The sequence below is a fragment of the Actinokineospora bangkokensis genome, assembly GCF_001940455.1.
Classification (GTDB): domain Bacteria; phylum Actinomycetota; class Actinomycetes; order Mycobacteriales; family Pseudonocardiaceae; genus Actinokineospora; species Actinokineospora bangkokensis.
Genome location: NZ_MKQR01000026.1, coordinates 906,390 through 931,456, shown reverse-complemented (window position 1 = coordinate 931,456; position 25,067 = coordinate 906,390). Strand labels below are relative to the sequence as shown.

The window sequence follows — 25,067 nt, the reverse complement described above, 5'->3', positions numbered from 1 at the left end:
CGGGGAGGAACCAGTCGGTGGGGGTGGGGGACATGGTGTAGTCGAGGGTGGCGCCTGCGGTGAGGGTGGTGTGGGCGATGTGGGGGTGTCGGTGGGGTTCGCCGTTGACGTGGAGGGTGGCGACGTAGGGGGTGTGGGGGGTGTTGCCGGGGGCGTTGATGGTGAGGGTTCGGGTGCCGAGGCGGACGGTGGTGCGGGGGAAGAGGGGTGAGCCGAGGGCGTAGGTGCCGCTGGCGGGGGTGAGGGGGTAGAAGCCGAGGGCGCTGAAGATCCACCAGGCGGACATCTCGCCGTTGTCCTCGTCGCCGAGGTAGCCCTGGCCGATGGTGGAGCCCTGGTAGAGGCGGGTGCAGATGTCGCGGACGAGGTGTTGGGTGCGCCAGGGGCGGGTGGTGTGGGTGTAGAGGTAGGGGATGTGGTGGGCGGGTTGGTTGCTGTGGCCGTATTGGCCGAGGTTGACGTCCCGGGCTTCGCGCATCTCGTGGATGGTGTGGCGGTAGGAGCCGGGGCGGGCTAGCTAGCTAGACCAAACGACCGGCTCTTCCACCCCCCGAAGCCGAAGGCGAGGCGACCCAGCCACGAGGCAACCCGCCTACACAGCAGCCAACGCAGCGCCCACCCGATCCAACGTCCGCTGCACCCGCAACCCCCGCCCAGCGTCGAGCGCATGCCGCACCCGCCCCGCGCGCACCATCCCCGTGAAATCGTCCAGCAGCAACGCGTAGCACTGGTCAGCCCGCGTAGCCCGACCGCTCAGCACCAGCCGCCCCCCGTCGCCGTAGACGTCGACCTCGGTCACCGTCGGCCGCAGCGGCATCCGCATCGACAGCGTCAGCGCGCTGGTCGCCCCCGAGTCGTGCGCCAGCACCACGTTCCACAGGTCCGGCTCGGCGTGGTGCGCCACCGGCACGTCGACCACGGCCCCCAGCGCGGCGTCGAGCAGGTCCACCACGTGCGGCCCCACGTCCGCCAGGGCTCCCCCGCCGTGCCGCCACCGCGACGTCGAGTACGGCCCGCCGAGCAGCGCACCCGACAGCCAGCGGGCGTTCGCCCCGGCCCACGGCCCCCGCTCGGCCACCTCCCTAGCTAGCTAGCCCGATCGGCGTGCACCCCTCCAGGTGCACGCCGATTTCTTTCCCACCCCCCAAACGCACCCTTCCCCCACAACCGCACACTCGCCCCAACAACGCCAGTCCCCCCGGAAACCCCCACAACGCCCCCCACGCGCTAATCCCCCGGCACCGCACTCAAGCTGGCGGCTCGGGGGTCCGGGGGTCGCCCCCCGGGGGAAGATGACGAGACTCACCGCTGAGCGCATTCCGCGAAGACGAAGGGGGAGAGTCGAGGGCGGCCCGCTCAACCAGCCTGGGGGTCACTGGGAGCGGGCCGCCACGTACAGCTTAGGCACAAGACCCGGTTCCCGTCTAAGCGGGGGGCCGATTGCGCCGTGATTACTTCTTCACGGGGGTGGGCCACCATCGGGTGAGAAAGCAGGCAAACAGGTGAAGTGGCTGGTGAGCACCTGTGGGCCGACGGCGGGCGTGCCGATGTCTGTGGGATGACGGAACCGCGGTGGTGTGTCGGGTGTCATGATCCTTTCGGCCGGGACCGGGCGGTGACGGTGCTGGTGGACCGGGACCGGGTGGTGCTGGTGCCGCCGCCGGGGGCCTCGGCGGTGCTGTCGGTGGGGCAGACCCGGTCGCTGGACCGGGCGCTGGCGGAGGTGGCCGAGGTGGCGGGGCGGGCTAGCTAGCTAGGTGGGCGGGTGTACGCGGGGGCGATCCTGCGGACGGATGGGCGGGTGCGGGTGCGGGAGGCGTTGCGCGGGGTGTGAAGGGGGCTGCTGCGCGGCTTGGGGAGCGGGGAGCTGCTGCGCAGCTCTGTGAAGAGCGCGGATTGGTTTGCGGGCTCGATGCGGTGGTTGTGCTTGGTCGGGGCCCCTGCGGCGATCATGCGCTGTCGGGCGGGGAAAAGGCGGGCTGAAAAGACGCCCGCCCGTCCCGTTGGGTAGCACATGATCGCCTCCCCCGACCAAGCACAACCACCCCATCGAGCAGTCCTCGTGGGGCGCGTTGCGGTTTGTGGGTGGGCGCGCTGCTTTGAAGGCAGCGGGGTGGGGCGTGGAAGGTGGGGTTAGGCCTTGATCTTGTTGTAGCGGTCCAGGGCCACTTGGCGTTCGTGGGCGTGGTCGACGATGGGGGTGGGGTAGCCGTTGGGGGGGTTGTCCTGGGGCTGGTGGACCTTCTTGCCCTCGATGCCGCGGAGTTCGGGGACGTACTTGCGGACGTAGTCGCCGGTGGGGTCGAACTTCTCGGCCTGGGTGGTGGGGTTGAAGACGCGGAAGTAGGGCGAGGCGTCGGTGCCGGAGCCCGCTGTCCACTGCCAGCCGTGCTGGTTGGAGGCGAGGTCGCCGTCGACGAGGTGCTGCATGAAGTGGCGGGCGCCGCGCTAGCTAGCTAGCCGCCTCCAGCTCGTCGGCGGTGGGGACGTCGTCGAGGGCGGTGGCCGCCCTGGTGAGGATGGCCGCGAGCCGCTCGACGTCGCCGGTGCGGTAGCCGCGCACGCCCGCAGGCGCGGGGGGCAGCGGCAGGAACGGCACGTCGGAGTCGACCGGCAGCTGCTCGGGGGCCGCGTGCCTGCGCTGGGGCTGCTGGACCGCGGGCAGCGCCTGCTGCGGTGCCTGCCGGGGCGGGGCCGGGGTGTGCTGCACCGGCTGCTGCTGGACCGGCGGTTGCTGGACGACCTGGGCGTGCTGGTCGCCGAACCACTCCCGGCCCGCGGGCACCTCCGGCTCGGCCTGGTGCGAGTGGCGCACGGCCTGGTGCGGCGGCGCGGCCGGGCGCTGGACCTGCGGCGGTCGCTGGGCGCTGCCGTTGGTGCCCGGGGGCAGGAAGACCCCGCGCCGGTCGGCCACCGGCACCGCGGGGCGCGCGGGCGGGCGCTGCTGGACCGGGGGCGGCGCGGCCGCGCGGGCGGGGCGCTGGTTCTCCGGCAGGTCGTCGAGCAGCACGAACGGCTCGAACTCGCCCGCCGACGCGGCGGCGGGCTGGGCCTGCGGCTGCTGCCGGGCGGGCGCGGGCGGCGGGGTCTGCGGCGCGGCAGGGGGCTGCTGCGGGCGCTGCTGGGTGGGCTGGTGAGCGGGCTGGTGGGCGGGTGCCGCGGCCTGCTCGGCCTCGGCGGCGATCACCCGGCGGCGCGGGGGCTAGCTAGCTAGCCCGCAGGTCCCCCCGCCGCCCCCGGCCCCCCGGGCTCCCCGGACGACCTCGCGCTCTCCCTGCTCCTGCGCGGCCTCACCGTCGACCTGACCCGCTTCGCCCAGCTCTTCGGCGAGGCCAACGGCCTGCACCCCACCGACCTCAACGCCCTCGCCGTCATCCTCGACGGCGGCCCCGACATGACCCCCTCCCGCCTCGCCGACGCCCTCCACCTCAGCCCGTCGGCCACCACCTCGGTCCTCGACCGCCTCGAACGCTCCGGCCACGTCCGCCGCGACCGCAGCCCGGACGACCGCCGGAAGGTCCAGCTCCACCTGGAGGAGAGCGCCCGGGCGTTGGGACAGGCGCACTTCGGGATGCTCCAGTCGGCGCTGGGGGAGGCGTGGAGCGCGTTCAGCGATGAGGAGCGGGAGGTCGTGGGTCGGTTCTTGGCTTCGACGACCCAGGCTGTGGTGCGGGCTCGGGAGGAGCACTTGAGGTGAGCGCGGGTGTGTCGCCTCGCCTGCGGCATCGGGCGTTGAGTGCCGGTCGTTTTGTGGCGGGCTCGATGCGGTGGACCTGTTTGGGTGGGGCCCCTACGGCGATCATGAGCTGAGAGAGCGGGAAAAGCTGGGGTCAAAAGAGCCCCGCTCAACCCGGACAGGGTAGCTCATGATCGCCTTCCCCACCCAAACAAGTCCACCGCATCGAGCACCCCCTAGCCGGGCCGCCGGTATGTGGGGTGGTTGCCTTGTGCGCAAAGCAAAAGCAGCGCGCCTACCCACACGACCGCCGGCCCGGTTACGGTCCTGCTCTAGCTAGCTAGCGAGCCGCACCTTCGCGGTTTCCCGACCCGAATTGCGCACCCGGACTTCCACTTCCACTGGTCTGCCCGGGTCGAACTCCACCGTCCGGCCCGCCACGTCCTGCCCGTCCACCGCCACCACGACCTGCACGGGATCATCCGATCCTTGGGCGGCGGCGGGCGCGGCGGCCGTGCAGAGAGCCGTTACGAGGGCGAGCGCTGTGCCGATAACACGTCGCATGGAGGAACTCCGGTTCGAGGCGGGCCAGGAAAGGTCGTCGTGCGCACTCTGAGAATCGCCGCAGTGGGCGTCTTCGTAATCCCCATGGCGCTGATCGCGTCCCCGGCCCAGGCCCAGACCGCCTTCGGCGCCACCATCTCGCCCGGCAGCGGCCCGCGCGGCTCCACCTTCACCATCAGCTGGTACACCGACTGGGTGGAGGGGACCCCCTGCGACACGGTCTGGTTCGCCACGGAAACCTTCCAGCTCCCAAGCGCGTCCTGGCGGGAGGGCTCGGTCACCGCCGTGGTGCCGGACGTGGAGGACGGCACGTACCCGATCGGGGTGTACTGCTCCTACGGCGAGGGTGAGGGCTACAGCACCACCCTGCGCTTCACCGTCAAGACCTCAAGCCAGCCCACCAGCTCCCAACCCCCGACCTCCACCACCCCGCCACGCCCTCCGGTCACCACACCACCCCCGGTCGTCGCCACCACCGCGCCCCCGGTCGTCCAACAACCCCCGCGCACCACGCCCACCACCCCACCGCGTCGGACGACCCCGCGCACCACCTCGATCACCCCGGACCCCACGACCACCACCACCCCTGCCACGCCACCGCCCCTAGCTAGCTAGTGTCGAGGTCCTTGAGGTTCTCGTCGCGGCGGGCGGTGGCCCCGGCCAGCGCCTCCTCGGCCTTGGCCAGCTCCACCGAGGCGTGCTGCGCGTCCATCTCGACGGCCTCGCGGCGCTCCATCAGCTCCAGCAGGTCGTCCTCCAGCACCGACTGGCGGCGCTGGAGGGTGCCCAGCTCGTGCTCCACGTCGGTCAGCGCCTTGGCGCCGAGCTTGCCGCTCTGCATCATCGCCCGGTCGCGATCGGTGCGGGCGCGCACCGCGTCGATCTCCTTCTCCTGCCTGGCCACCTCGCGGTCGAGGTCGTCGAGCTGGGTCTGCACCGCGACCCTGGCGTCGGCCTTGGCCCGCACCGCCTGCTCGGCGGCGGCGATCTCGGCCAGCTCGGGCATGGTCGTGCGGCGGTGCAGCACGCGCGCGAGCTCGGTGTCGACCTCGGCGAGGTCGAGCAGGCGGCGCTGGGCGGCGGGTTCGGCTTTCACCCGGTGGACCTCCCGGTTCGGGACACCGCCCCGGCGACCTGGGCGGTCCAGGGATCGGTGCGGCGCGTGGAGACGACGACCCCGACCGTACCGCCGAGGGCCGAGCGCAGGACGGAGGCCGCCTGCTCGCACCAGGGCCACTCGCTCGCCCAGTGCGCCACGTCCACCAGCGCGGGCGCCCCCGGCCGGGCCAGGTGCTCCGCCGCCGGGTGGTGGCGCAGGTCGGCGGTGACGAACACGTCCACCCCGGCCGCGGTCGCGGCCCCGAGGTAGGAGTCCCCGGCACCCCCGGACACCGCCACCCGCCGCACCGACCGCCCCGGGTCCCCCGCCGCCCGCACCCCCCCTAGCTAGCTAGAGCAGGGCCGTAGCCGGGCCGCCGGTTCCATAGGTGGGCACCCTCTTTCGCTTTGCGCACAGGGCAACCACCGACAAACCGGCGGCCCGGCTACGACAATGCTCGATGCGGTGGACTTGTTTGGGTGGGGAAGGCGATCATGAGCTACCCTGTCCGGGTTGAGCGGGGCTCTTTTGGCCCCAGCTTTTCCCGCTCTCTCAGCTCATGATCGCCGTAGGGGCTCCACCCAAACAGGTCCACCGCATCGAGCCCGCCACCACACGACCGGCACTCAAACCCCGAAGCCGCAGGCGAGGCGAGCCCACCAGCGAGCCACCACCGAGCGACCCCGAAAGGCTTGCGCCGCACCAATCCCACCCGCACGGCAGTCACCACAGGTGATGGACGCGCAGCGTCCGGGTGAAACCGTTCCGGCGCCGTTCCGGAGGCCATCCCCGCGTCGCTACGGTTCCGGCTGGTTCGGAGTGGGAGACAGGGGAGGTTCATCGTGAGGTGGAGCCGGAGGGTCGCCGCCGTGGTGGCCAGCGCGGTGCTGGCGTTCGTCGCGGTTCCCGCGGTGGCGCAGGCGGCGCCGATCTCGCCGCGGGAGTGCTCGGCGGAGCTGTACCAGGGGGACCGGCGGTTGGGGCCGGAGGTGTTGCCCAGGACGGGATCGGTGGGGTTCCAGCTGTTCGGGTACAGCCGGACCGGGTGGCACAGCCAGGCGGACTTCCTGGGGAAGTTCTACGACAGCACCGCCAACAGCTGGCGGTACCCGCCGCAGGACGGGTACGTGCTGAAGTTCGACGGAACGCCCCTGAAGTGGGAGCAGACGTTGGTGCGGGGGCAGCGGATCGACCGGTACGGCAGTGAGTACGGGGCGTTCCTGGCGCCGGAGGGGTTGCCCTACTAGCTAGCTAGTCAAAGCCAGAGTGTGAGGGTGGCGAGGTCGATCATGGCCTGGAAGGACAGGGCGGTCTTGTCGTAGCGGGTGGCGATGGCCCGGAACTGCTTGAGTCGGTTGAAGCAGCGCTCGACGACGTTGCGTCGCCGGTAGGCGACCGGGTCGAAGACTGGTGGGCGGCCGCCTGCTCGGCCTCGTCGTTGTCGTCCGGCCTGTTGGTCGCGGCGTTCGGGGATGGTGGTGGGGATGCGCCGGGCCCGCAGCCAGGCGCGGATGGCGCGGGAGGAGTAGCCCTTGTCCGCGAGCACCCTGCGCGGGCGGGCGCCCGAGCGTCCCCGGCCGGGGCGTCGGAACCGAATCCCGTCCATGACCTGGGTGAACATGGTGCAGTCGTTGACGTTGCCGCTGGTCAACACCACCGACAACGGACGCCCGTGCCCGTCACACGCCAGATGGATCTTGGTCGAGGGCCCGCCCCGAGAGCGGCCGATGGCATGATCACCTGGTTCGCCCTGCCCGCCGCGGGATCGCCCCGCCCCCCGCGCCGGGGTCGACGGCGTGACGGGCCCCGGCCGCGTGCTGGTGCGCCCGCACGATCGAGGAGTCGACCGAGACCTCCCGGTCCAGCTCGTCGACCGCCTCGGCGACGACCCGCACCCTGGCGACCAGCGCGGCCAAGGTCCCGTTGCGCGACCACCGCCAGAACCGGTTGTAGACGGTCTTCCACGGCCCATACCGCTCCGGCAGATCACGCCACGAGATCCCCGTCTTGGCCTTGAACAACATCCCGTTCACCACCCTGCGGTCATCCACCCTCGGACGACCCCTCACACCCGAAGGCGGCAACAACGGCTCCACGACCTGCCATTGCTCATCGGTCAACTCATGCCTGCGCACCACGGGACAAGATCAAAGCAGATCAACCACACCCACTTTGAGGACAGGCCCCTAGCTAGCTAGACCGCCGCGGCGCTGGCCGCCCACCTCAGCGGGCAGCTCGGCGGCGCCGCGGCCCCCGCCGAGCAGGCCGCCGCCCCCGCCGGCCTGTCCGACTCGCTGGTCGCGCTGTACGCCAACGCCACCCGCACCGGCCGGGTCACCGAGGCCATGTCCATGCTCGCCACCGCGTCGCAGTTCCGCGACGCGTTCACCGAGCCCGAGGCGGCCACCGGCCGCACCACCCCGGTGCGCCTCGGTGCCGCCGCCGCGCCCGCCGAGGGTGCCCCGCCCGCGCCCACCGTGGTGTGCTTCGCCCCCTACATCGCCCCGGCGGGCATCCAGCAGTACGCCCGCTTCGCCGCCCACCTGCGCGGCGAGCACGACGTGTGGGCGCTGCCCGCGCCCGGCTTCGGCGCGGGGGAGCGGCTGCCCGCCGACATCGCCGCGCTCGGCGCCGCGCACGCCGAGTCGGTGCGCGCGGTCCGCAGCGCGGGCCCGCTGGTGCTCGTCGGCTACTCCTCCGGCGGCTGGGTGGCGCACGCCGTCGCCGCCAGGATGGAGGCCGAGGGCTGCCCGCCCGACGCGGTGGTCATGGTCGACAGCTTCTCCCGGGTGGTGCCGTTCGACCCGGAGTTCCTGCGGTCCATGGGCCACCAGCAGGCCGAGCGGTTCGAGTTCATGACCGCCGCGGGCGACCAGCTCACCGCCATGGGCGGCTACCTGCGCCTGTTCGACTCCTGGGAGACCCCGGAGGTCAGCGTCCCGACCATGCTCGTCCGCGCCCTGGAGCCGATGCCGGGCACCACGCCCGGGGTCGACAGCAGGCCCGCCCCGCCCGAGCACATCAGCACCGTGTTCGAGGTCCCCGGCAACCACTACTCGATGATGGAGGACCACGCCGAGACCACCGCCGGTGCGCTGCGCGCCTGGCTCGCCACCGTCGCCCTGCCGGTCTCCGCCCGGTCCTGAAACCCCCGACGTCGGTCCCGGGGCTCGTCCCCGCCCCGGGACCGACCCTCCCCCCGGGCGCCGCGGCCACCCGCCGGCCCCCCCCCCCCCCCCCCCCCGCCCCCCCCCCCCCCCCCTAGCTAGCTAGTGAGACGTGATGCATAGCCGAATGAGGCGAAGTAGAGTGATCCCATGCTGCCGAGAAAAGCCTCTAGTGAGTTTCCACGCGGCCCGTACCCCAAACCGACACAGGTGGTCAGGTAGAGAATACCGAGGCGTTCGGGTGAACTATGGTTAAGGAACTCGGCAAAATGCCCCCGTAACTTCGGGAGAAGGGGGGCCACAGGGTTTGAAGCTCTTTACGGGCTAGGACCAGGTGGCCGCAGAGACCAGCGAGAAGCGACTGTTTACTAAAAACACAGGTCCGTGCGAAGTCGCAAGACGATGTATACGGACTGACGCCTGCCCGGTGCTGGAACGTTAAGAGGACGGGTTAGTCCGCAAGGGCGAAGCTCAGAATTTAAGCGCCAGTAAACGGCGGTGGTAACTATAACCATCCTAAGGTAGCGAAATTCCTTGTCGGGTAAGTTCCGACCTGCACGAATGGCGTAACGACTTCTCGACTGTCTCAACCATAGGCCCGGTGAAATTGCACTACGAGTAAAGATGCTCGTTACGCGCGGCAGGACGGAAAGACCCCGGGACCTTTACTATAGCTTGGTATTGGTGCTTGGTTCGGTTTGTGTAGGATAGGTGGGAGACTGTGAAGCCCTCACGCCAGTGTGGGTGGAGTCATCGTTGAAATACCACTCTGATCGTACTGAGTGTCTAACCTCGGACCGTGATCCGGTTCAGGGACAGTGCCTGGTGGGTAGTTTAACTGGGGCGGTTGCCTCCCAAAGGGTAACGGAGGCGCCCAAAGGTTCCCTCAGCCTGGTTGGCAATCAGGTGTCGAGTGCAAGTGCACAAGGGAGCTTGACTGTGAGACCGACGGGTCGAGCAGGGACGAAAGTCGGGACTAGTGATCCGGCACTGGCTGGTGGAAGCGGTGTCGCTCAACGGATAAAAGGTACCCCGGGGATAACAGGCTGATCTTGCCCAAGAGTCCATATCGACGGCATGGTTTGGCACCTCGATGTCGGCTCGTCGCATCCTGGGGCTGGAGTAGGTCCCAAGGGTTGGGCTGTTCGCCCATTAAAGCGGTACGCGAGCTGGGTTTCTAGCTAGCTAGCCCTCGCTTGCCCTCCACCCCCCACGAGCTGCCCTTCACCCCACGAAAGCCGAAGGCGAGCCCCCGCAGTCAGCAGAAGCCGTCGTCAGCCACTGCCCCCCACCCTCAACCCATGCGGCCCAGTCACACCAACCTCCCGGCACCCCCATGCCCCGTGGCGAAGCCCATCCCTAAAGCCGTCGTTTGGCCAGCCCCACGCCCACCCCGCAACCCATGGTGCCCAGCTCTCGCAAACCCCCGGCACCCCCTGACAAAGCTCAGCTGAGCAAAAGGTCATGGGCTTTGCTCAGACCCCGGCCTGACCCAGTCCCGGCCGCTCGTAACTCGGGATGTGGCGTGTCAAGGGTGGGCGAAGCCCATCGCGAAGCGACGCCCGCAGGGCGCCCTTGACGCGCCACCTCCCGAGTTACACACTCGCGGCCCCCGAGGACAGGCCCCCACTAAGCCCAGCACCCCGTCCACACCGAGACCACATAGCGAGACGCATATTCCGCACCACGGGATAACTTAGCTACGTTAACAATATGACGACGACCCGCACGCGCAACCGCTGGGCCATCCTCGCGGTCGCGGTCGCCGCGCAGGCCGCGACCAGCAGCCTCGTCTACGGCCTCCCGTTCCTCCTCCCCGCCATCCGCTCCGCCGAGGACCTCTCCCTCGCGCAGGCGGGCAGCGTGACGGTCGCGCCGGTCCTCGGGGTCCTCGTGGCGCTCATCGCGTGGGGCGCGGCCGCGGACCGGTTCGGGGAGCGGGTCGTGATGGCGATCGGCATGACGGGCACGGGCGCGGCGGCGGTCGGGGCGTCCTTCGCGCCCGGGGTGGGTGCGCTCGTGGTGCTGCTGGTGGTCGCCGGGGTCTTCTCCGCGTCGATCAGCGCGGCGAGCGGGCGGGCGGTGCTGGGGTGGTTCGGGCCCGCCGAGCGCGGGTTGGCGATGGGGATCCGGCAGACGTGCCAGCCCATCGGGGTCGGGGTGGCGGCGCTCGCGCTGCCGCCGGTCGCCCAGCACGCCGACTACCGGGTGGCGCTGCTGGTGCCCGCCGCGCTGTGCCTGGGGTGCGCGGTGCTGGTGGGGGCCGTGCTCGTCGACCCGCCGCGCAAGCCCGCGAAGTCGGTGGAGGCGACCCGGTCGCCGTACCGGACCGCGCGGCTGTGGCCTAGCTAGCTAGGGGGTGTGGTGGGGGCCAGGGTGGCCACGAGGGTGGCGGCGAGCAGGCAGAGGGCGACCACCGACCACAGGGCGGGGGCGTGTCCGGCGTGGTAGGAGATCGCGGCGACGACGGGGACTCCGGCGAGCAGGGCGAGGGTGACCCCGGTCAGGACCAGGGCCACCGCCTTCGCGCGGTGCGGTGGTGCTGTGGTGGCGGCGGCGAGGGTGACGGCGGAGGCGGTGGCCAGGGCGGCGCCGAGGGCGGTGATGACCCGTCCGGCGAGCAGGGCGGGGTAGGTGGTGGCCAGGGCGGCGGTCGTGTTGCCGGTGGCGGTGACCAGCAGGCACCCGGTGAGCAGGGTGCGCCGGTCGAGTCGGGTGGTGGCCACGGCGAGGACGGGGGCGGCGAGCCCGCACACGAGGCCGAAGACGGTGGCGAGTTGGCCGATGGCGGCGGCGGTGGTGTGCAGGCTGGTGGCCAGGGTGGGCAGCAGTCCGGCGACGGCGTGGCCGGAGGTGCCGGTGGCGGCGGTGGCCACGACCAGCGCCCACAGCCCGGGACGGGGCCGACCGCGGCCCTGGTGGGGGCCGCGGTCGGGGTGGTGGTCGCTGGCGGTCACGGCAGGCGGGAGGTCGCGACGGTCAGGGCGGTGTCGGTGACCGCGCAGGCGTCGAGCCCGGGCAGGGTGCTGATCACCGTGACCCCGACGACGCCGCCCGCGGCGGGGACGAGGCCGACGCAGCCGGGCAGGGTCGCGCTGGCCACGGGGTCGATCAGCCCGGCCCGCCCGTTCCAGGTGCGGCCCTGGGCGCCGGCGCGCTTGGTCGGGTCGGTGTTGAGGTGCGGGCCCCACCCGACGACGAGGGTGAACAGCCTCGCCCCGGGCGGGGGCGGCCCGCCGACGGGGCCCTTGGCGTCGATCTTGACGTCGCCGTGGCTGAGGATGCACATGGTCTGCACCTCGGCGTCCCCGGTGTCGCCGGGGCGCTGCGGCGCGGCGGGGGTGGTGGTGGGTCGGGCGGCGGGCGGCAGGTCGTCCCACCCCACGACCGTGCACGGGTCGAACCCACCCGGCCCACCCCCGGCGGTGGAGGTGGCGGTGCCGCCGGCCACCGACCGGGTCGCCGCGCCGGTGGTGGTGGGGCGGGTCCCGGTGGGGGCGACGGCCTGGGTGGTGGGGGCGTTGAGGGCGCTGGAGAGGGCCTAGCTAGCTAGCCGCCCCCGCCCACTCCGGGTACGCCCCGAAGTCCGCGATCACCGCCATGATCGCCTCGGCGGGGGCGTCGACCACGATGGACTGTGTGGACTCATCGGCCATGGCTGAGGAGGTTACCCGCTCCACCCGCTCGGCACCGGGGGCCTGCCGCGCGGGTGCCGCCGTGCTCACCAGCGCAACACGTACGCGCGCTCGGTGCGCTGGAAGTGCCCCACGTTGACGCACTCCGTGCGGCCGAAGCGCAGCCGGGGTGCCAGCGGCTGGTGCACGTGCCCGAACAGCGACCACCGCGGCCGCTGCTCGCGGATGAGCCCGACCAGCGCCGCCGAGCCCAGCTCCGCCCGCCGGGCCACCACGTCGTAGACCAGTTCGGGCAGGTCCGGCGGCACGTGCGTGCACAGCACCTCGACCCCGGTCAGCCCGGCCACCCCGGCGGCGAAGTCCTCCGGCGTGCGCAGGTAGGGGCGGAACGCCGACCCCCGCCGCGGGGTGATGCCCTCGGGCAGCACGGTGCCGCCGACGAAGCCGAACCGCAGCCCGCCGATCTCGGTGGTGGCGCCGTCGAGCACGGTCAGCCCCTCGCGGGCGAACCCGGCCCACAGGTCGGGCGTGTCGACGTTGCCGGGGGTGGCGTAGGTGGGGGTGGGCAGCACCGCGAACAGGCGGGCGTACTGCTCCAGGACGGCTTCCTCGACCAGCGCGCGCGGGTCGTCCAGCTGCGACCACAGCTCGCGGATGTAGCCGGAGGCGCGCACGTGCGAGCGCTCCCGGCGCAGCCGCGCGTAGACGCCCACCTTCTCCGGGCCGAAGACGCGGCCCATGATCCCGCCGCCGTGGTCGTGGTAGTCGACGAAGTCGATCAGGTCGCCCAGCACGACGAGCGCGTCGGCGCCGTCGCCCGCGCGGGCCAGGGCCTCGGCGTTGCCGTGGACGTCGGACACGACGTGCACCCGGTGCCCGCTGCCTGCCACCGACCCTCGCCCTCTCCCGCCCGCCGCGCACCGGCGGGTCGCCCCCAACCAGCCTAGAGCGTTTCACGAAGTGGGGCGGCGTCAGCTCGTGTGTCGTCGTGCCGCGTGGCCTGGGGCGGGGCAGGCGGCCGTGGTGGCAGGTGGGGGACGGTGCCGGGTGGGGACGCGGGGGTGGGTGGCGGGTTGGTGAAACACAGCCGCGCCACAGGCGGGGGCGGGGGGCCCCCCTACTCCGGGGGGGGGGGGGGGGCGGGGGGGCGGCTAGCTAGCTAGCAGCCCTCTGTACCGACCATTGTAGCATGTGTGAAGCCCTGGACATAAGGGGCATGATGACTTGACGTCATCCCCACCTTCCTCCGAGTTGACCCCGGCAGTCTCCCATGAGTCCCCACCATCACGTGCTGGCAACATGGAACGAGGGTTGCGCTCGTTGCGGGACTTAACCCAACATCTCACGACACGAGCTGACGACAGCCATGCACCACCTGTACACCAACCACAAGGGAAGCCCCATCTCTGGGGATGTCTGATGCATGTCAAGCCCAGGTAAGGTTCTTCGCGTTGCATCGAATTAATCCACATGCTCCGCCGCTTGTGCGGGCCCCCGTCAATTCCTTTGAGTTTTAGCCTTGCGGCCGTACTCCCCAGGCGGGGTGCTTAATGCGTTGGCTACGGCACGGAAACCGTGGAATGGTCCCCACACCTAGCACCCACCGTTTACGGCGTGGACTACCAGGGTATCTAATCCTGTTCGCTCCCCACGCTTTCGCTCCTCAGCGTCAGTATCGGCCCAGAGACCCGCCTTCGCCACCGGTGTTCCTCCTGATATCTGCGCATTTCACCGCTACACCAGGAATTCCAGTCTCCCCTACCGAACTCAAGTCTGCCCGTATCGACCGCAGGCCCAGGGTTAAGCCCCAGGTTTTCACGGCCGACGCGACAAACCGCCTACGAGCTCTTTACGCCCAATAATTCCGGACAACGCTCGCACCCTACGTATTACCGCGGCTGCTGGCACGTAGTTAGCCGGTGCTTCTTCTGCAGGTACCGTCACTTGCGCTTCGTCCCTGCTGAAAGAGGTTTACAACCCGAAGGCCGTCATCCCCCACGCGGCGTCGCTGCATCAGGCTTGCGCCCATTGTGCAATATTCCCCACTGCTGCCTCCCGTAGGAGTCTGGGCCGTGTCTCAGTCCCAGTGTGGCCGGTCACCCTCTCAGGCCGGCTACCCGTCGTCGCCTTGGTAGGCCACTACCCCACCAACAAGCTGATAGGCCGCGGGTTCATCCCGTACCGCCGGAACTTTCCACCCCACACCATGCGATGCGGAGTCATATCCGGTATTAGACCCAGTTTCCCGGGCTTATCCCAGAGTACGAGGCAGATTACCCACGTGTTACTCACCCGTTCGCCGCTCGTGTACCCCGAAGGGCCTTACCGCTCGACTTGCATGTGTTAAGCACGCCGCCAGCGTTCGTCCTGAGCCAGGATCAAACTCTCCAAAGATGTTTGCTAGCTAGCTAGCGTGTGGTCGATGTCCCAGAGCACCAGAATGCGCGGAGAACCCGGAGAACGTGCAGCGATCTTGGACATGTGCAGCAGTGTGTCACCAGTTGGCATCTCGGGCAGCGGAGCGTAGCCTAGCGCAGGTCACGGGGGTGGAGCATGGCAAACGAAGAGCTGGCCGAAGCGATCGGGAGGCGGATCAGGCACATCCGCGCCGCGAACAGGCAGACGCAACTGGTTGTGGCCGACCTGGCCGGAGTGACCAGCGACTACCTCTACCAGATCGAGCGCGGGAAGAAGCTGCCCGCCGTTCCGGTCATGCTCGCCATAGCGAAAGCACTTCGCGTATCACCCTCTGAAATACTGAGCACCGACTCCAGCGCCCAACCCCGCTCGTCGGCATTCTCGGACGGACACAGCCTCCGCGTGGCGATGACGAGCCCCATCTTCGCCCAACCGGCTCTCTCGACCGCAAAGCTCAAAGAGCACATCGCCCTGGCGTGGAATTCCTGGCAACACTCCAGGTCTCGATACAGCACTCTCGACGGCCTGTTGCCGCAACTGGTAACCGCAACCCGAAACTCCCTGAGTTCGGACTCCGGGCCCGAAATCAACGCTTGCGCTGCGGAGCTCTACGGGCTGGTGCGGACCGTGGCAAAAAGACTTGGTCACGGAGATTTGGCCCTGCTCGCAGCAGATCGAGCGTGTCAGTGCGCCGACGAGACCCCGGACGTCCGCAACAAGGCGACCGCAGCCTGGAACATGGCTCACGTCCTGCTCGCGGGCGACCAAGCCGAAGTTGCGGCCCAAGTAGCGGATGGCGCCTTGTCGAACCTGCGCCTCCGCGCTATGGACGACGTGGAAGGCTTGGCACTTCACGGGGCGCTGCTCTGCGTGTCGGCCATGGCCAAAGCACGCCTTGGCAGGGAATGGCCCGCGCGAGATCAGTTGCGTGAAGCCCACAAGATTTCCCAGGTGACGGGCGAACGCAACACGGGCCATACGGCTTTTGGTCCAACCAATGTCGCGATGCATGCAGTGAGCGTGGAACTCGAAGCCGGCGACGTGGCCGAGAGTCTGCGCCTCGCCGAGAAGGTGCAGCCCGGCCAGCGCTTCTCGATCGAACGGCGCGTCGCGTTCATGGTGGACCAGGCCAAGGGGTTCAGCCGGCAGCGCGACTACGGATCGGCGCTGGTCATGCTGACAAGCCTTGCCACAGAAGCACCAGAAGACCTGGCACACAGGCCCGCATCCCGTCTCATCCTGGAGACGGTAGTGCAGCGCGGACGAGGCGCGGTCGCGCGACAGGCAGCACAACTCGCAGACCGCTTCAGCATCCCTGTCTGATACGAACTGCTGGCTAGCTAGCTAGGGTCAGGCTGTGTCGCGGTGGGGGTGGGGCTGGGGGGTTGGGGTGGCTATGGCGGCGAACTCGGAGAGGCCGTGGAGGAGGGCGGTGCGGGCGGGGGCGGGCATCGCGTCGAGGATGTGGGCGAGGCCCTCGCGGCGGGCTTCCTTGAGGCGGTGCAGGAGGCTGCGGCCGTCGCTGGTGAGGAGGAGTTCGACCTCTCGGCGGTCGGTGGTGGCGGGGCGGCGGTCGAGGAGGCCGGAGGCCTGGAGGCGGTCGCAGATGCGGCTGGCGGAGGAGGGGATGGTGCCCAGCTCCTCGGTGAGGCGGGTGAGGTTGACCGGTTCGTGGTCGCCGATGAACTGCAGGGCGCGGAGCTGGGCGGCGGGGACCTTGGGGTAGACCGAGGCGGTGGCCTTGGCCAGGACGAGGGTCAGGGCGGAGGCGTCGGCCTCCAGCCGGGTGTGGTCGGCGGGGTCGTCCCGATCCGGCCCCGGGGGCACGGGGCCCAGCGGCGCAGCCATACTTCAACTCTCGCACACCGGCGGCCACGCCTGCCTGTTCCCCCGGAGGAGCCCGTGACCACCGCCGCCGAAGCCCTGCGCGCGCTGGAGACCACCCTGAGAGCACTGCCCCTGCACGCCTTCGCCGGGCGATTGGGGCCGCTGCTCGCCGAGCACACCGGGTTGGGCGACCCGCGGGTGCGGTTGGTGGACTACGCCGCCGCCCGGTTGGTGTCGATCACCGACCCGGAGGACGTGGTGCCGACCAGCACCTCCACGCCCGGGGCGGCGTTCCGCGAGCAGCGGGCCGTGGTCGACGGGGACGGGGGTGTGCACCTGCCGCTGCTGTGCCGGGGGGACTGCCTGGGGGTGCTGTCGGGGACGCCGGGCGAGCCGGTGGGCATCGAGCGGTTGGCGGAGCTGGCCGAGGTGGCCGACGCGGTGGCCGACGCGCTGCGGGTGGCCGAGGTGGGCACCGACGAGCTGGCCAGGGCGCGGCGCGACCGGCGGATGACCGTGGCCGCCGAGATGCAGTGGGAGCTGCTGCCCGGGCGCGGGTTGGCCTGCCCGGAGTTCACCCTCGCGGGGCAGCTCGAACCCGCCTACGGGGTGCGCGGGGACAACTTCGACTGGAGCGTGGACCCCGGCTCGCTCACCCTGACCCTCACCAACGGCATGGGCGAAGGGCTGGAGGCGGCCCTGCTGACCACCATCGCCATCACCGCGATGCGCAACGCCCGCCGCTCCGGGCACGGCATCGCGGAGGCGGCCGCGCTGGCCGACCAGGCGGTGTGGGGGCAGTTCGGCGGGGAGCGGTTCGTCGCGGGCCTGCTGCTGACCGTCGACCTGCGCACCGGGGCGCTGGCGGTGGTCGACTGCGGGTCCCCGCAGCTGTGGCCTAGCTAGCTAGGGGGGGCGGGGTGGCGGGGCGGGGTGGGGGGTGGTCGGCGGGGGCGCCGAGGCGGCGGGCGCGGGCGGCGAGCCAGTCGGCGCCGCAGGCCTGGGCGAGGGTGAGGGCTTCGCGGGTGTGGTCGCCGGTGGTGGGCCCCTCCCCCGCTGCCCTGGCGCGGTCGAGCAGGGCGAGGGCCAGGCCGAGGGGGTCGTGGGCGGGGCGCAGGGTGGTGATGGCCTCGTCGAGCAGGTCGGTGGCCTCGGTGGGGGGTGCGAGGGCGGCGCGGACGCGCAGGGCGCGGCCGAGGGCGGTGGGGGCGGCCCAGTGGCGGGCGCGGTCGAGGTCGTCGTCGGCGAGGGCGCGGGCGGAGCCGGGGTCGCCGAGGGCGTGGTGCTGGCGGGCGGCCCAGGGGCGCCAGGGGAACAGGACGGGGTTGTCCCAGCCCGCGGCGGTGAGCAGGGCGCCGCAGGTGGTGAGGTGTTCCAGGGCGGTGCGGGGGTCGGTGCGGGCGGCGGTGGTGGCGCGCAGCATGAGGGTGGTGGCGCGCAGGTGCAGGCCCGCGGTGTGGTCGGTGTGGTGGGTGCAGAGGGTGAGGACGTGGGTGGCGAGGCGGTGGTCGTGGGTGGTGATGGCGACCGGGGCGAGTGCGGCGAGGGGGAACGCGGAGAGGGTGCGCAGGCCGTCGGGGGCGAGGTCGAGGGCGTGCCAGGCGGCGGCGCGGGCGGGGGTGTGCATGCCTGCTTGGGCGAGGGCGGCGGCGTGGTGGCAGAGCAGGGCGGCGCGGTCGGTGGGGGTGGTGTGATCGTGGTCGGTGGTGCGCAGGGCGCTGTCGAGCCAGGTGGTCGCGGGGGTGGGGGCCCCTGCGGCGAGCAGGGTGGTGAGGGCGAGGGTGGTGGTGCCGGTGGGGTCGCGGCGTTGGGTGGGTTCGTGGTGCAGGACGCGTTCGGCGTGGGTGGCGAGGGTGGGGGCGGGGTGCAGGGCGGCGAGGGTGGAGCGGTGGAGCAGGGCGGTGAGCAGTTCGCGGTCGGCGGTGGTGGTGGCGGGGGGTTCGGGGCCGAGGGTGTCGAGGCGGGTGCGGGCGGCGGTGGTGGTGGTCGGGTCCTCGGAGGTGGTGATCCAGTGGCGGGCCTCGACGCGGCGGGCGGGGTCGGTGCGGGTGGTGCCGGTGGTGGTCGCGGTGGTGTGGGTGGCGGTGAGGGTGGTGGCGGCGCGGGAGCCGGGGGTGGTGGGCAGGCCGGTGAGCGGGAGCAGGGCGAGTGCTTCGGCGCGGTCGCGCCAGGTGCGCAGGCCGGGGAGGGCTTGGGCGAGGTGGCGGTGGGCGGCGGTGGTGTCGTGGCGGGTTTCGGCGGCGGCGCGGGCGGGCCCGGGGGGGGGGGGGGGGGGGGGGGGGGGGCTAGCTAGCTAGAGCGTCCGGCACACGGACGCGCGGGAGTGGCGGGCGTGGGTGGAGGCGGAGTTGTCGGTGGGGTGAGGCAGGATCGGGGCATGGAGCGGGTGCAGGGCATCGGTGGGTACTTCTTCCGCGCGGCGGACCCGGAGGGGTTGGCGGCGTGGTACCGGGACTTCCTCGGCGTCGGCGGGGATGCCGGGGCGCCGTGGGAGCAGGTGGCCGGGCCCACGGTCTTCGCGCCGTTCGAGGCGGGGACGGACTACTTCGGGTCGCCCTCGCAGCAGGCGATGCTGAACTTCCGGGTGCGCGACCTGGGCGCGATGCTCGACCAGTTGCGGGGGCGGGGGGCCGCCGTGGCGGAGGAGACGCAGGATGTGGACGGCATCGGGCGGTTCGGGTGGGTGACCGATCCGGAGGGCAACCGCGTCGAGCTGTGGCAGCCCGCCTGAGCGGGGTCAGCCCCGGACCCAGCGCCGGTGGTCGGCCGGGTCGACGTTGCTGCCGCAGATGATGGTCGCGACGTGCCTGCCCGCGAACCGGGCCGGGTCCTCCAGCACCGCGGCGACCCCCAGGGCGGCCGACGGTTCGACGACGAGGCCCGCGTGCTCCAGCAGCAGCCTCATGCCGCGCCGGATCGAGCGTTCCTGGACCAGGACGGCGTCGTCGGCCACGACCAGCAGGTCGCTGAGGACCTCGGGGATGGGGTGGCGGCCCGCGACGCCGTCGGCGATGGTGTCGATCGAGTCGGTGTTGACCACCTGCCGCGCGTGGTAGGAGCGGGTCAGCGCCGGGGCGCCCGCCGGTTGCACGCACACCACCTCGACGCCCGGGGTCAGGGCCTTGACGACGTGGCCGATGCCGGTCGCGAGCGCGCCGCCGCCCAGGGCGACGAGGACGACGTCGATGCCGGGTGCGGCGGCCAGTTCGAGGCCGATGGTCGCCGCGCCCTCGCACGTCTCGACGTCGAGGCTGTCCTCCAGCAGCCGGGCGCCCCGGGTGCGGGCGATGGCCGCCGCGCGGGCGCGGGCGTCCTCGATGTCGCCGTCGACCAGGTCCAGGTCGGCGCCCAGCGCGCGAATGCGGTCGAGCTTGAGCGCGGGGGCGTGCCGGGAGGCGACGACGTGCACCGCGATGCCCCGGCGGCGGCCCGACCAGGCGAGGGCCTGGCCGAGGTTGCCCGCGCTGGCGCAGACGACCTGGGTGCGGCCCTGCCGCTGGAGCAGGCTCGTGACCAGTTCGGTGCCCCGGCCCTTGAAGCTGCGCACGGGGTTGGCCGTTTCGAGCTTGACGCTCAGCCCGCATCCGAGCACGTCGGCCAGCGCGTCGCACGGGTAGAGGGGCGTCCGCTGGAACAGGGGGGCGATGAGGGCTTGGGCAGCCCTGATGCGGTCGAGGTCGAGGCGCGTTCCTGGCACGGGATGACGCTACTGGTCCGACTGGCGGGCGGGGGCCGCAGGCCTAGCTAGCTAGGGCCCGGAGTTGGGGTCCCCCGCCCCCCCCGGACCCCGCCCCCCGCCGCACCGACCGCCCCGGGTCCCCCGCCGCCCGCACCCCCCACGCCGTCGCGGGCAGCGCCGCCGCCACCCGCTCGACGAACGCCGAGAACGGCTCGCCCTCCGCCAGCTCCCCCACCCGCCCGATCCCCGTCCGCCCGTCCGCCTTCGGGTCCAGCGGCCCGGTGACGGTGAGCCCCAACGCCGCAGCCAACGCGTCGGACACCCCGGGGTCGGCGGAGTCGGCGTTGGTGTGCGCGCAGAACAGGGCGACCCCGCTGCGGATCATCCGGTGCACCAGCCTGCCCTTCTGCGTGTCCGCCCCGACCCCGTGCACCCCCTTGAGCAGCAGCGGGTGGTGGGCGACGACCAACTGCGCCCCGAGCTCCACCGCTTCCTCCACAGTGGACTCCACCGGGTCCACGCACACCAGCACCGTGTCGACGACCTCCGCGGGGTCACCGCAGACGAGCCCCACCGCGTCCCAGCTCTCGGCCAACTCCGGCGGGTAGGCCCGCTCCAAAGCCGCCACAGCGTCACCGACAGTGCTCACGACAACCCCTCCTGGTAGTCCCGAACCGCCTCCACCAACACCCCGAACTCCCCAGGCGGCCGCACCGCGACCCGGAGGTGATCGGGCCCGAGCCCGGGAAACGTATCGCCCCGCCGCACGGCGATCCCCACACCCCGCAGGTGCGCGCGCAGCCCGGCGCCGTCGTCCACCCGGAGCAGCAGGAACGGTGCCCGGGGGTCGCCTTCGACGCGCACACCGGGGATCTCCGCCAGCGCCTTCTGCAACTCGACCCGGTGTTCGTCGAGCCGGACGGCCCCCGCTCGCGCCTCCGCGACGGCCCGGGGTTCCTCGCAGGCCCGGACGGCTTCGAGGACGAGCGTGCCGACAGGCCACTGTGGACGGTTCCAGGTGAGGCGGGCGAGGGTGCCCGGGTCGGACAGCGCGTACCCGGCGCGCAGGCCGGGGATCGCCCAGGTCTTGGTGAGGCTCCGGAACACCATCAGCCCGGGGACCCCCACCCCGCTCACCGCGGCGACGGACTCGGGCTCCCCCGGCACGGCGTCCATGAACGCCTCGTCCACCACCACCGTCCGCCCCGGCCGCACGAGCGCCAACACCACCTCCCGCGGGTGCAACGTCGACGTCGGGTTCGTCGGGTTCCCGACGACCACCAGGTCCGCGTCCTCCGGCACCCGCCCGGGGTGCAGCGCGTACCCGTCCGCCGCATCCAGCAGCACGTGCTCCACCGGCACCCCCGCCTGCCGCAACGCCACCTCGGGCTCGGTGAACGACGGGTGCACCAACGCCGCCTTGCGCGGCCGCAGGTTCGGCAACAGCGCGAACCCCTCCGCCGACCCGTTCAACACCACCACCTCATCCACCCCCCGCCCGAACCGCCCAGCCACGACCTCCCGAGCCCCCAGGTCATCCCCCGCGGACGGGTACGCCCCGACCCGCCCCCTAGCTAGCTAGCTTTGGGCGGTTAGTATCACCGGGCTCACCAGGGACGCGTCCACACGGGTACGGGAATATCAACCCGTTGTCCATCGACTACGCCTGTCGGCCTCGCCTTAGGTCCCGACTTACCCTGGGCGGATTAGCCTGGCCCAGGAACCCTTGGTCATCCGGCGGACGAGTTTCTCACTCGTCTTTCGCTACTCATGCCTGCATTCTCACTCGTCCAGCCTCCACGATTGGGTTCCCCCACCGCTTCCCCGGCTGAACGACGCTCCCCTACCCATCCACACCACTGCACCCGGTCCGAAAACCGGGCGGATGTATTGTGTGAATGACACAGCTTCGGCGGCGCGCTTGAGCCCCGCTACATTGTCGGCGCAGGACCACTTGACCAGTGAGCTATTACGCACTCTTTCAAGGGTGGCTGCTTCTAAGCCAACCTCCTGGTTGTCTGGGCGACCCCACATCCTTTCCCACTTAGCGCACACTTAGGGGCCTTAGCTGGTGTTCTGGGCTGTTTCCCTCTCGACTACGAACCTTATCGCCCGCAGTCTCACTGCCGCACTTCACACACCGGTATTCGGAGTTTGGTTGATTTCGGTAAGCTTGTGGGCCCCCTAGACCATCCAGTGCTCTACCCCCGGTGAGAAACATGCGACGCTGCACCTAAATGCATTTCGGGGAGAACCAGCTATCACGGAGTTTGATTGGCCTTTCACCCCTACCCACAGCTCATCCCCCAGGTTTTCAACCCTGGTGGGTTCGGGCCTCCACGACGTCTTACCGACGCTTCACCCTGGCCATGGGTAGATCACTCCGCTTCGGGTCTAGACCACGCGACTGGAGACGCCCTATTCGGACTCGCTTTCGCTACGGCTACCCCACACGGGTTAACCTCGCCACGCAGCACTAACTCGCAGGCTCATTCTTCAAAAGGCACGCCATCACCCCGCAAGGCTCTGACGGCTTGTAGGCACACGGTTTCAGGTACTCTTTCACTCCCCTCCCGGGGTACTTTTCATCTTTCCCTCACGGTACTAGTCCGCTATCGGTCATCAGGAAGTATTCAGGCTTAGCGGGTGGTCCCGCCGGATTCACAGCGAATTTCACGAGTACGCTGCTACTTGGGAACACTCTCAGGAGACACCGGGTTTTCGCGTACGGGACTCTCACCCTCTACGGTCACGCTTCCCAGACGTATTCCACTAACCACAGTGTTTTCTGACTCCTCGACCGTCCGGCAGAACGATCAGAAAGGTCCCACGACCCCGACCACGCAACCCCTGCCGGGTATCACACGTGACCGGTTTAGCCTCATCCGCTTTCGCTCGCCACTACTCACGGAATCACGGTTGTTTTCTCTTCCTACGGGTACTGAGATGTTTCACTTCCCCGCGTTCCCTCCACACACCCTATATATTCAGGTGCGGGTGACACCACATGACTGATGCCGGGTTTCCCCATTCGGACACCCTCGGATCACAGCTCGGTTGGCAGCTCCCCGAGGCTTATCGCAGCCTCCTACGTCCTTCATCGGCTCCTGATGCCTAGACATCCACCGTATGCCCTTACACACTTACTACAAAGATGCTCGCATCCACTGTGCAGTTCTCAAACACCAACCAGACAACCCCTAGCTAGCTAGCGGCCGCCCCGAGCACGAAATGTGCGCGCGCACCTGCCGGGGCGGGTCCGCGACCGGCCACGCCGCCCGCGGCTCAGGGCCCCAGGCGCTCGGCCGCGGCCACCGCCGCGCCCACGATCCCGGCGTCGTTGCGCAGCTCAGCGGCCACGACCTTGGTCCGCACGTCCAGCAGCGGCAGCCACTTGTCGGCCTTCTTGCTGACCCCGCCGCCCGCGATCACCAGGTCCGGCCAGATGAGGTTCTCCAGGCCCTGGATGTAGCGGCTCACCCGCTTGGCCCACTGCTCCCAGCTCAGGTCCTCCTCCTCCTTGGCCGAGGCCGCCGCCCGGGTCTCGGCGTCGTGGCCGTCGATCTCCAGGTGCCCGAACTCGGTGTTGGGGACGAGCTTGCCGTCGAGGAACAGCGCGCTGCCGATGCCGGTGCCGAAGGTCAGCAGCACCACCACCCCCGCCTGGTCGTCGGGGCGGCCGTAGCGGATCTCGGCCATGCCCGCAGCGTCGGCGTCGTTGAGCACGGTGACCTGGTCCAGCGGCCGGTCCAGCCGGGCGGCGAAGAGCGCGGCGGCGTCGGTGCCGATCCAGGTCTTGGCGATGTTCGCCGCGGAGTGCGCCACCCCCCGCTTGATCACCGAGGGCAGCGTGACGCCGACCGGCCCCCGCCACCCGAACTCCTCGACGATGTGGCCGACGACCTCGGCCACCGCCTCCGGCGTCGAGGGCTGCGGGGTGGGGATCCTGATCCGCTCCCCGTCGAGCTTGCCCCCATCGAGGTCCACCAGGCACCCCTTGATGCCGGAACCGCCGATGTCCACGCCGAAGCCCTGGGTCGCACCCATCCCTCGGGTCCCTTCCTTCTCGATTCAGCAGCGTCGACCGGTGACATTAGCCGTCGGTCGCCCGCTGTGGTCGGATAGCCGGGTGGGCACCACCGAACGCGACCTGCTCGCCACCGCCGAAGCCGTGGCCGCCGAGGCCGCCACCCTCGCCGAGACCACCCGCGCCACCGCCATCCGCGACGTCGGCACCAAGTCCACCAGGACCGACGTGGTCACCGCCGCCGACCGCGCCGCCGAGGACCTGATCCGCACCCGGTTGGCGGACCTGCGCCCCGGCGACGCCTTCCTGGGCGAGGAGAGCGGCGCCACCGCGGGCGACGGCGTCACCTGGGTGGTCGACCCCATCGACGGCACGGTCAACTACCTCTACGGCTACCCCTGGTACGCCGTCTCCGTCGCCGCCCAGGTCGGCGGCACCTCCGTCGCGGGCGTGGTCGTCGAACCCGCCACCGGCCGCCGCTGGACGGCCGTCAAGGGCGAGGGCGCCTGGCTCGACGGCCACCCCCTCCGCGTCAACGAACCGGACTCCCTCGCCCAGTCCCTGCTCGCCACCGGCTTCCCCTACTCCGCCCCCCGCCGCGCCGCCCACGGCGCCGTCGTCGCCCGCCTCCTCGACCAGGTCCGCGACATCCGCCGAGGTGGCTCCGCCGCCCTCGACCTCTGCGCCGTCGCAGCGGGCTGGCTCGATGCCTACTGCGAACGCGGCACCAACCCGTGGGACTGGGCCGCTGGCGCCCTCATCGCCGCCGAAGCGGGCGCCCAGGTCACCCTCCCCGGCGAAGACCCCGAACTCGGCCCGGACACCGTCCTCGCCGCCGCCCCCACCATCGCCACTGACCTCCGCCAAGCCCTCATCACCGCCGGAATCGCCACCTACCCCTGACCCCCCACAGCCACCCCGTAACCCCCACCACCTCCTAGCTAGCTAGCCCCCGAGGACAGGCCCCTCACTGAG

General features: G+C 71.0%; 22 protein-coding genes, 5 pseudogenes and 5 other annotated features. Of the genes and pseudogenes, 10 read left to right on the top strand and 17 right to left on the bottom strand.

Annotated elements, in window-relative coordinates:
* Together BJP25_RS27125 and BJP25_RS27120 are read right to left on the bottom strand one after the other, a co-directional pair.
* Nucleotides 1-478: glycoside hydrolase domain-containing protein (locus BJP25_RS27125; RefSeq protein WP_143219309.1), on the bottom strand; the 478-nt coding region annotated here is incomplete at its 3' end.
* A gap of 114 nt (nucleotides 479-592) precedes the next feature.
* Nucleotides 593-1,078, bottom strand: a complete 486-nt coding sequence (locus BJP25_RS27120) for a Gfo/Idh/MocA family protein (RefSeq protein ID WP_075977754.1) — start codon at nucleotides 1,076-1,078, stop codon at nucleotides 593-595.
* 537 nt (nucleotides 1,079-1,615) lie between these two features.
* Between BJP25_RS27120 and BJP25_RS27115 the strand changes: the two genes are divergently transcribed.
* On the top strand, nucleotides 1,616-1,753 hold the full coding sequence (locus BJP25_RS27115; RefSeq protein ID WP_233158262.1) for a hypothetical protein: 138 nt from the start codon (nucleotides 1,616-1,618) through the stop codon (nucleotides 1,751-1,753).
* Between the two features lie 380 nt (nucleotides 1,754-2,133).
* Here BJP25_RS27115 and BJP25_RS27110 read toward each other — a convergent pair.
* Nucleotides 2,134-2,445 (bottom strand): annotated as a pseudogene (locus tag BJP25_RS27110) (FAD-binding domain-containing protein); the annotation flags it as partial.
* 7 nt (nucleotides 2,446-2,452) lie between these two features.
* A complete protein-coding gene (locus tag BJP25_RS27105) occupies nucleotides 2,453-3,187 on the bottom strand; it encodes a hypothetical protein (protein ID WP_075977753.1) in 735 nt (244 codons plus the stop codon).
* An 87-nt stretch (nucleotides 3,188-3,274) separates the two neighbouring features.
* On the opposite strand from BJP25_RS27105, the gene BJP25_RS27100 reads away from it, so the two are divergent.
* A complete protein-coding gene (locus BJP25_RS27100; protein ID WP_075977752.1) occupies nucleotides 3,275-3,697 on the top strand; it encodes a MarR family winged helix-turn-helix transcriptional regulator in 423 nt (140 codons plus the stop codon).
* A 606-nt stretch (nucleotides 3,698-4,303) separates the two neighbouring features.
* A complete protein-coding gene (locus BJP25_RS27095) occupies nucleotides 4,304-4,855 on the top strand; it encodes a hypothetical protein (protein WP_143219308.1) in 552 nt (183 codons plus the stop codon).
* Here BJP25_RS27095 and BJP25_RS27090 read toward each other — a convergent pair.
* Nucleotides 4,851-5,336, bottom strand: a pseudogene (locus BJP25_RS27090) (zinc ribbon domain-containing protein); the annotation flags it as partial. The gene BJP25_RS27095 and the pseudogene BJP25_RS27090 overlap by 5 nt on opposite strands.
* Nucleotides 5,333-5,680: pseudogene (locus BJP25_RS27085) on the bottom strand (Nif3-like dinuclear metal center hexameric protein); the annotation flags it as partial. The pseudogenes BJP25_RS27090 and BJP25_RS27085, both read right to left, overlap by 4 nt.
* Nucleotides 5,681-6,181: 501 nt before the next feature.
* Between BJP25_RS27085 and BJP25_RS27080 the strand changes: the two are divergent.
* The gene (locus BJP25_RS27080) at nucleotides 6,182-6,586 is read left to right on the top strand and encodes a hypothetical protein (protein WP_075977750.1); all 405 of its coding nucleotides are present in this window, start codon (nucleotides 6,182-6,184) and stop codon (nucleotides 6,584-6,586) included.
* Between the two features lie 8 nt (nucleotides 6,587-6,594).
* Here BJP25_RS27080 and BJP25_RS32880 read toward each other — a convergent pair.
* A protein-coding gene (locus BJP25_RS32880) for an IS5 family transposase (RefSeq protein WP_143218829.1) occupies nucleotides 6,595-7,474 on the bottom strand; the annotation gives its coding sequence in 2 pieces (ribosomal slippage) (nucleotides 6,595-7,108 and nucleotides 7,107-7,474; 882 coding nt in all).
* Between the two features lie 210 nt (nucleotides 7,475-7,684).
* Between BJP25_RS32880 and BJP25_RS27065 the strand changes: the two genes are divergently transcribed.
* Complete coding sequence (locus tag BJP25_RS27065; protein WP_143219307.1) at nucleotides 7,685-8,485, top strand: alpha/beta fold hydrolase; 801 nt, start codon at nucleotides 7,685-7,687, stop codon at nucleotides 8,483-8,485.
* Nucleotides 8,486-8,742: 257 nt separating this feature from the next.
* Nucleotides 8,743-9,107: a sequence feature (23S ribosomal RNA rRNA prediction is too short), on the top strand.
* Between the two features lie 13 nt (nucleotides 9,108-9,120).
* Nucleotides 9,121-9,723 (top strand) — a sequence feature (23S ribosomal RNA rRNA prediction is too short).
* 496 nt (nucleotides 9,724-10,219) lie between these two features.
* Nucleotides 10,220-10,858: an MFS transporter gene (locus BJP25_RS27060; protein ID WP_075977748.1), complete on the top strand. Its 639-nt coding sequence runs from the start codon at nucleotides 10,220-10,222 to the stop codon at nucleotides 10,856-10,858.
* Here BJP25_RS27060 and BJP25_RS32875 read toward each other — a convergent pair.
* The 4 genes and pseudogenes from BJP25_RS32875 to BJP25_RS27045 all read right to left on the bottom strand — a co-directional run bounded on the left by BJP25_RS32875 (nucleotide 10,855) and on the right by BJP25_RS27045 (nucleotide 13,031).
* Nucleotides 10,855-11,463, bottom strand: a complete 609-nt coding sequence (locus BJP25_RS32875; RefSeq protein ID WP_075977747.1) for an MFS transporter — start codon at nucleotides 11,461-11,463, stop codon at nucleotides 10,855-10,857. The genes BJP25_RS27060 and BJP25_RS32875 overlap by 4 nt on opposite strands.
* Nucleotides 11,460-11,957, bottom strand: a complete 498-nt coding sequence (locus BJP25_RS34415; protein ID WP_075977746.1) for a hypothetical protein — start codon at nucleotides 11,955-11,957, stop codon at nucleotides 11,460-11,462. Before BJP25_RS34415 ends, BJP25_RS32875 begins: the two co-directional genes overlap by 4 nt.
* A 103-nt stretch (nucleotides 11,958-12,060) precedes the next feature.
* Nucleotides 12,061-12,162, bottom strand: a pseudogene (locus tag BJP25_RS35115) (cyclase); the annotation flags it as partial.
* A 65-nt stretch (nucleotides 12,163-12,227) separates the two neighbouring features.
* A complete protein-coding gene (locus tag BJP25_RS27045; protein WP_075973059.1) occupies nucleotides 12,228-13,031 on the bottom strand; it encodes a metallophosphoesterase family protein in 804 nt (267 codons plus the stop codon).
* 162 nt (nucleotides 13,032-13,193) lie between these two features.
* Nucleotides 13,194-13,677: a sequence feature (16S ribosomal RNA rRNA prediction is too short), on the bottom strand.
* A 1-nt stretch (nucleotide 13,678) separates the two neighbouring features.
* Nucleotides 13,679-14,527 (bottom strand) — a sequence feature (16S ribosomal RNA rRNA prediction is too short).
* A 167-nt stretch (nucleotides 14,528-14,694) separates the two neighbouring features.
* Between BJP25_RS27045 and BJP25_RS27035 the strand changes: the two genes are divergently transcribed.
* Nucleotides 14,695-15,882, top strand: coding sequence for a helix-turn-helix domain-containing protein (locus BJP25_RS27035; protein ID WP_075977745.1), 1,188 nt, complete (start codon nucleotides 14,695-14,697; stop codon nucleotides 15,880-15,882).
* Nucleotides 15,883-15,909: 27 nt separating this feature from the next.
* Here BJP25_RS27035 and BJP25_RS36370 read toward each other — a convergent pair whose 3' ends face one another.
* A complete protein-coding gene (locus BJP25_RS36370; RefSeq protein ID WP_075973565.1) occupies nucleotides 15,910-16,407 on the bottom strand; it encodes a MarR family winged helix-turn-helix transcriptional regulator in 498 nt (165 codons plus the stop codon).
* 54 nt (nucleotides 16,408-16,461) lie between these two features.
* Between BJP25_RS36370 and BJP25_RS27025 the strand changes: the two genes are divergently transcribed.
* Nucleotides 16,462-17,292, top strand: a complete 831-nt coding sequence (locus BJP25_RS27025; RefSeq protein ID WP_075977744.1) for a PP2C family protein-serine/threonine phosphatase — start codon at nucleotides 16,462-16,464, stop codon at nucleotides 17,290-17,292.
* Here BJP25_RS27025 and BJP25_RS34410 read toward each other — a convergent pair.
* The gene (locus BJP25_RS34410) at nucleotides 17,285-18,013 is read right to left on the bottom strand and encodes a hypothetical protein (RefSeq protein WP_158075726.1); all 729 of its coding nucleotides are present in this window, start codon (nucleotides 18,011-18,013) and stop codon (nucleotides 17,285-17,287) included. The genes BJP25_RS27025 and BJP25_RS34410 overlap by 8 nt on opposite strands.
* Before the next feature lie 750 nt (nucleotides 18,014-18,763).
* On the opposite strand from BJP25_RS34410, the gene BJP25_RS27010 reads away from it, so the two are divergent.
* Nucleotides 18,764-19,117, top strand: coding sequence for a VOC family protein (locus tag BJP25_RS27010; RefSeq protein ID WP_075977875.1), 354 nt, complete (start codon nucleotides 18,764-18,766; stop codon nucleotides 19,115-19,117).
* Between the two features lie 6 nt (nucleotides 19,118-19,123).
* Here the strand turns inward: BJP25_RS27010 and BJP25_RS27005 are convergent, their stop codons facing one another.
* From BJP25_RS27005 to ppgK, 4 genes and pseudogenes are all read right to left on the bottom strand, one after another.
* A complete protein-coding gene (locus BJP25_RS27005) occupies nucleotides 19,124-20,083 on the bottom strand; it encodes a threonine ammonia-lyase (RefSeq protein ID WP_075977742.1) in 960 nt (319 codons plus the stop codon).
* A gap of 58 nt (nucleotides 20,084-20,141) precedes the next feature.
* Nucleotides 20,142-20,714: pseudogene (locus tag BJP25_RS27000) on the bottom strand (Nif3-like dinuclear metal center hexameric protein); the annotation flags it as partial.
* Complete coding sequence (gene cobC, locus BJP25_RS26995; protein WP_075977741.1) at nucleotides 20,711-21,580, bottom strand: Rv2231c family pyridoxal phosphate-dependent protein CobC; 870 nt, start codon at nucleotides 21,578-21,580, stop codon at nucleotides 20,711-20,713. The gene cobC and the pseudogene BJP25_RS27000, both read right to left, overlap by 4 nt.
* Nucleotides 21,578-23,200 (bottom strand) — a sequence feature (23S ribosomal RNA rRNA prediction is too short). Its footprint overlaps the gene before it by 3 nt.
* 150 nt (nucleotides 23,201-23,350) lie before the next feature.
* Nucleotides 23,351-24,112: a polyphosphate--glucose phosphotransferase gene (gene ppgK, locus BJP25_RS26990; protein ID WP_075973165.1), complete on the bottom strand. Its 762-nt coding sequence runs from the start codon at nucleotides 24,110-24,112 to the stop codon at nucleotides 23,351-23,353.
* A gap of 82 nt (nucleotides 24,113-24,194) precedes the next feature.
* Between ppgK and BJP25_RS26985 the strand changes: the two genes are divergently transcribed.
* Nucleotides 24,195-24,995 (top strand): inositol monophosphatase family protein, encoded by an 801-nt coding sequence (locus BJP25_RS26985; protein WP_075973166.1) that lies wholly within the window; start codon nucleotides 24,195-24,197, stop codon nucleotides 24,993-24,995.
* The last annotated feature ends 72 nt before the right edge of the window (nucleotides 24,996-25,067 follow it).

Bases quoted from the DNA above. Each gene is read 5' to 3' on its own strand.
- BJP25_RS27065 (WP_143219307.1), top strand. From the start codon at position 7,685: ATGTCCATGCTCGCCACCGCGTCGCAGTTCCGCGACGCGTTCACCGAG.
- BJP25_RS27060 (WP_075977748.1), top strand. From the start codon at position 10,220: ATGACGACGACCCGCACGCGCAACCGCTGGGCCATCCTCGCGGTCGCG.
- BJP25_RS27035 (WP_075977745.1), top strand. From the start codon at position 14,695: ATGGCAAACGAAGAGCTGGCCGAAGCGATCGGGAGGCGGATCAGGCAC.
- BJP25_RS36370 (WP_075973565.1), bottom strand. From the start codon at position 16,407: ATGGCTGCGCCGCTGGGCCCCGTGCCCCCGGGGCCGGATCGGGACGAC.
- BJP25_RS34410 (WP_158075726.1), bottom strand. From the start codon at position 18,013: ATGCACACCCCCGCCCGCGCCGCCGCCTGGCACGCCCTCGACCTCGCC.
- BJP25_RS27010 (WP_075977875.1), top strand. From the start codon at position 18,764: ATGGAGCGGGTGCAGGGCATCGGTGGGTACTTCTTCCGCGCGGCGGAC.
- ppgK (WP_075973165.1), bottom strand. From the start codon at position 24,112: ATGGGTGCGACCCAGGGCTTCGGCGTGGACATCGGCGGTTCCGGCATC.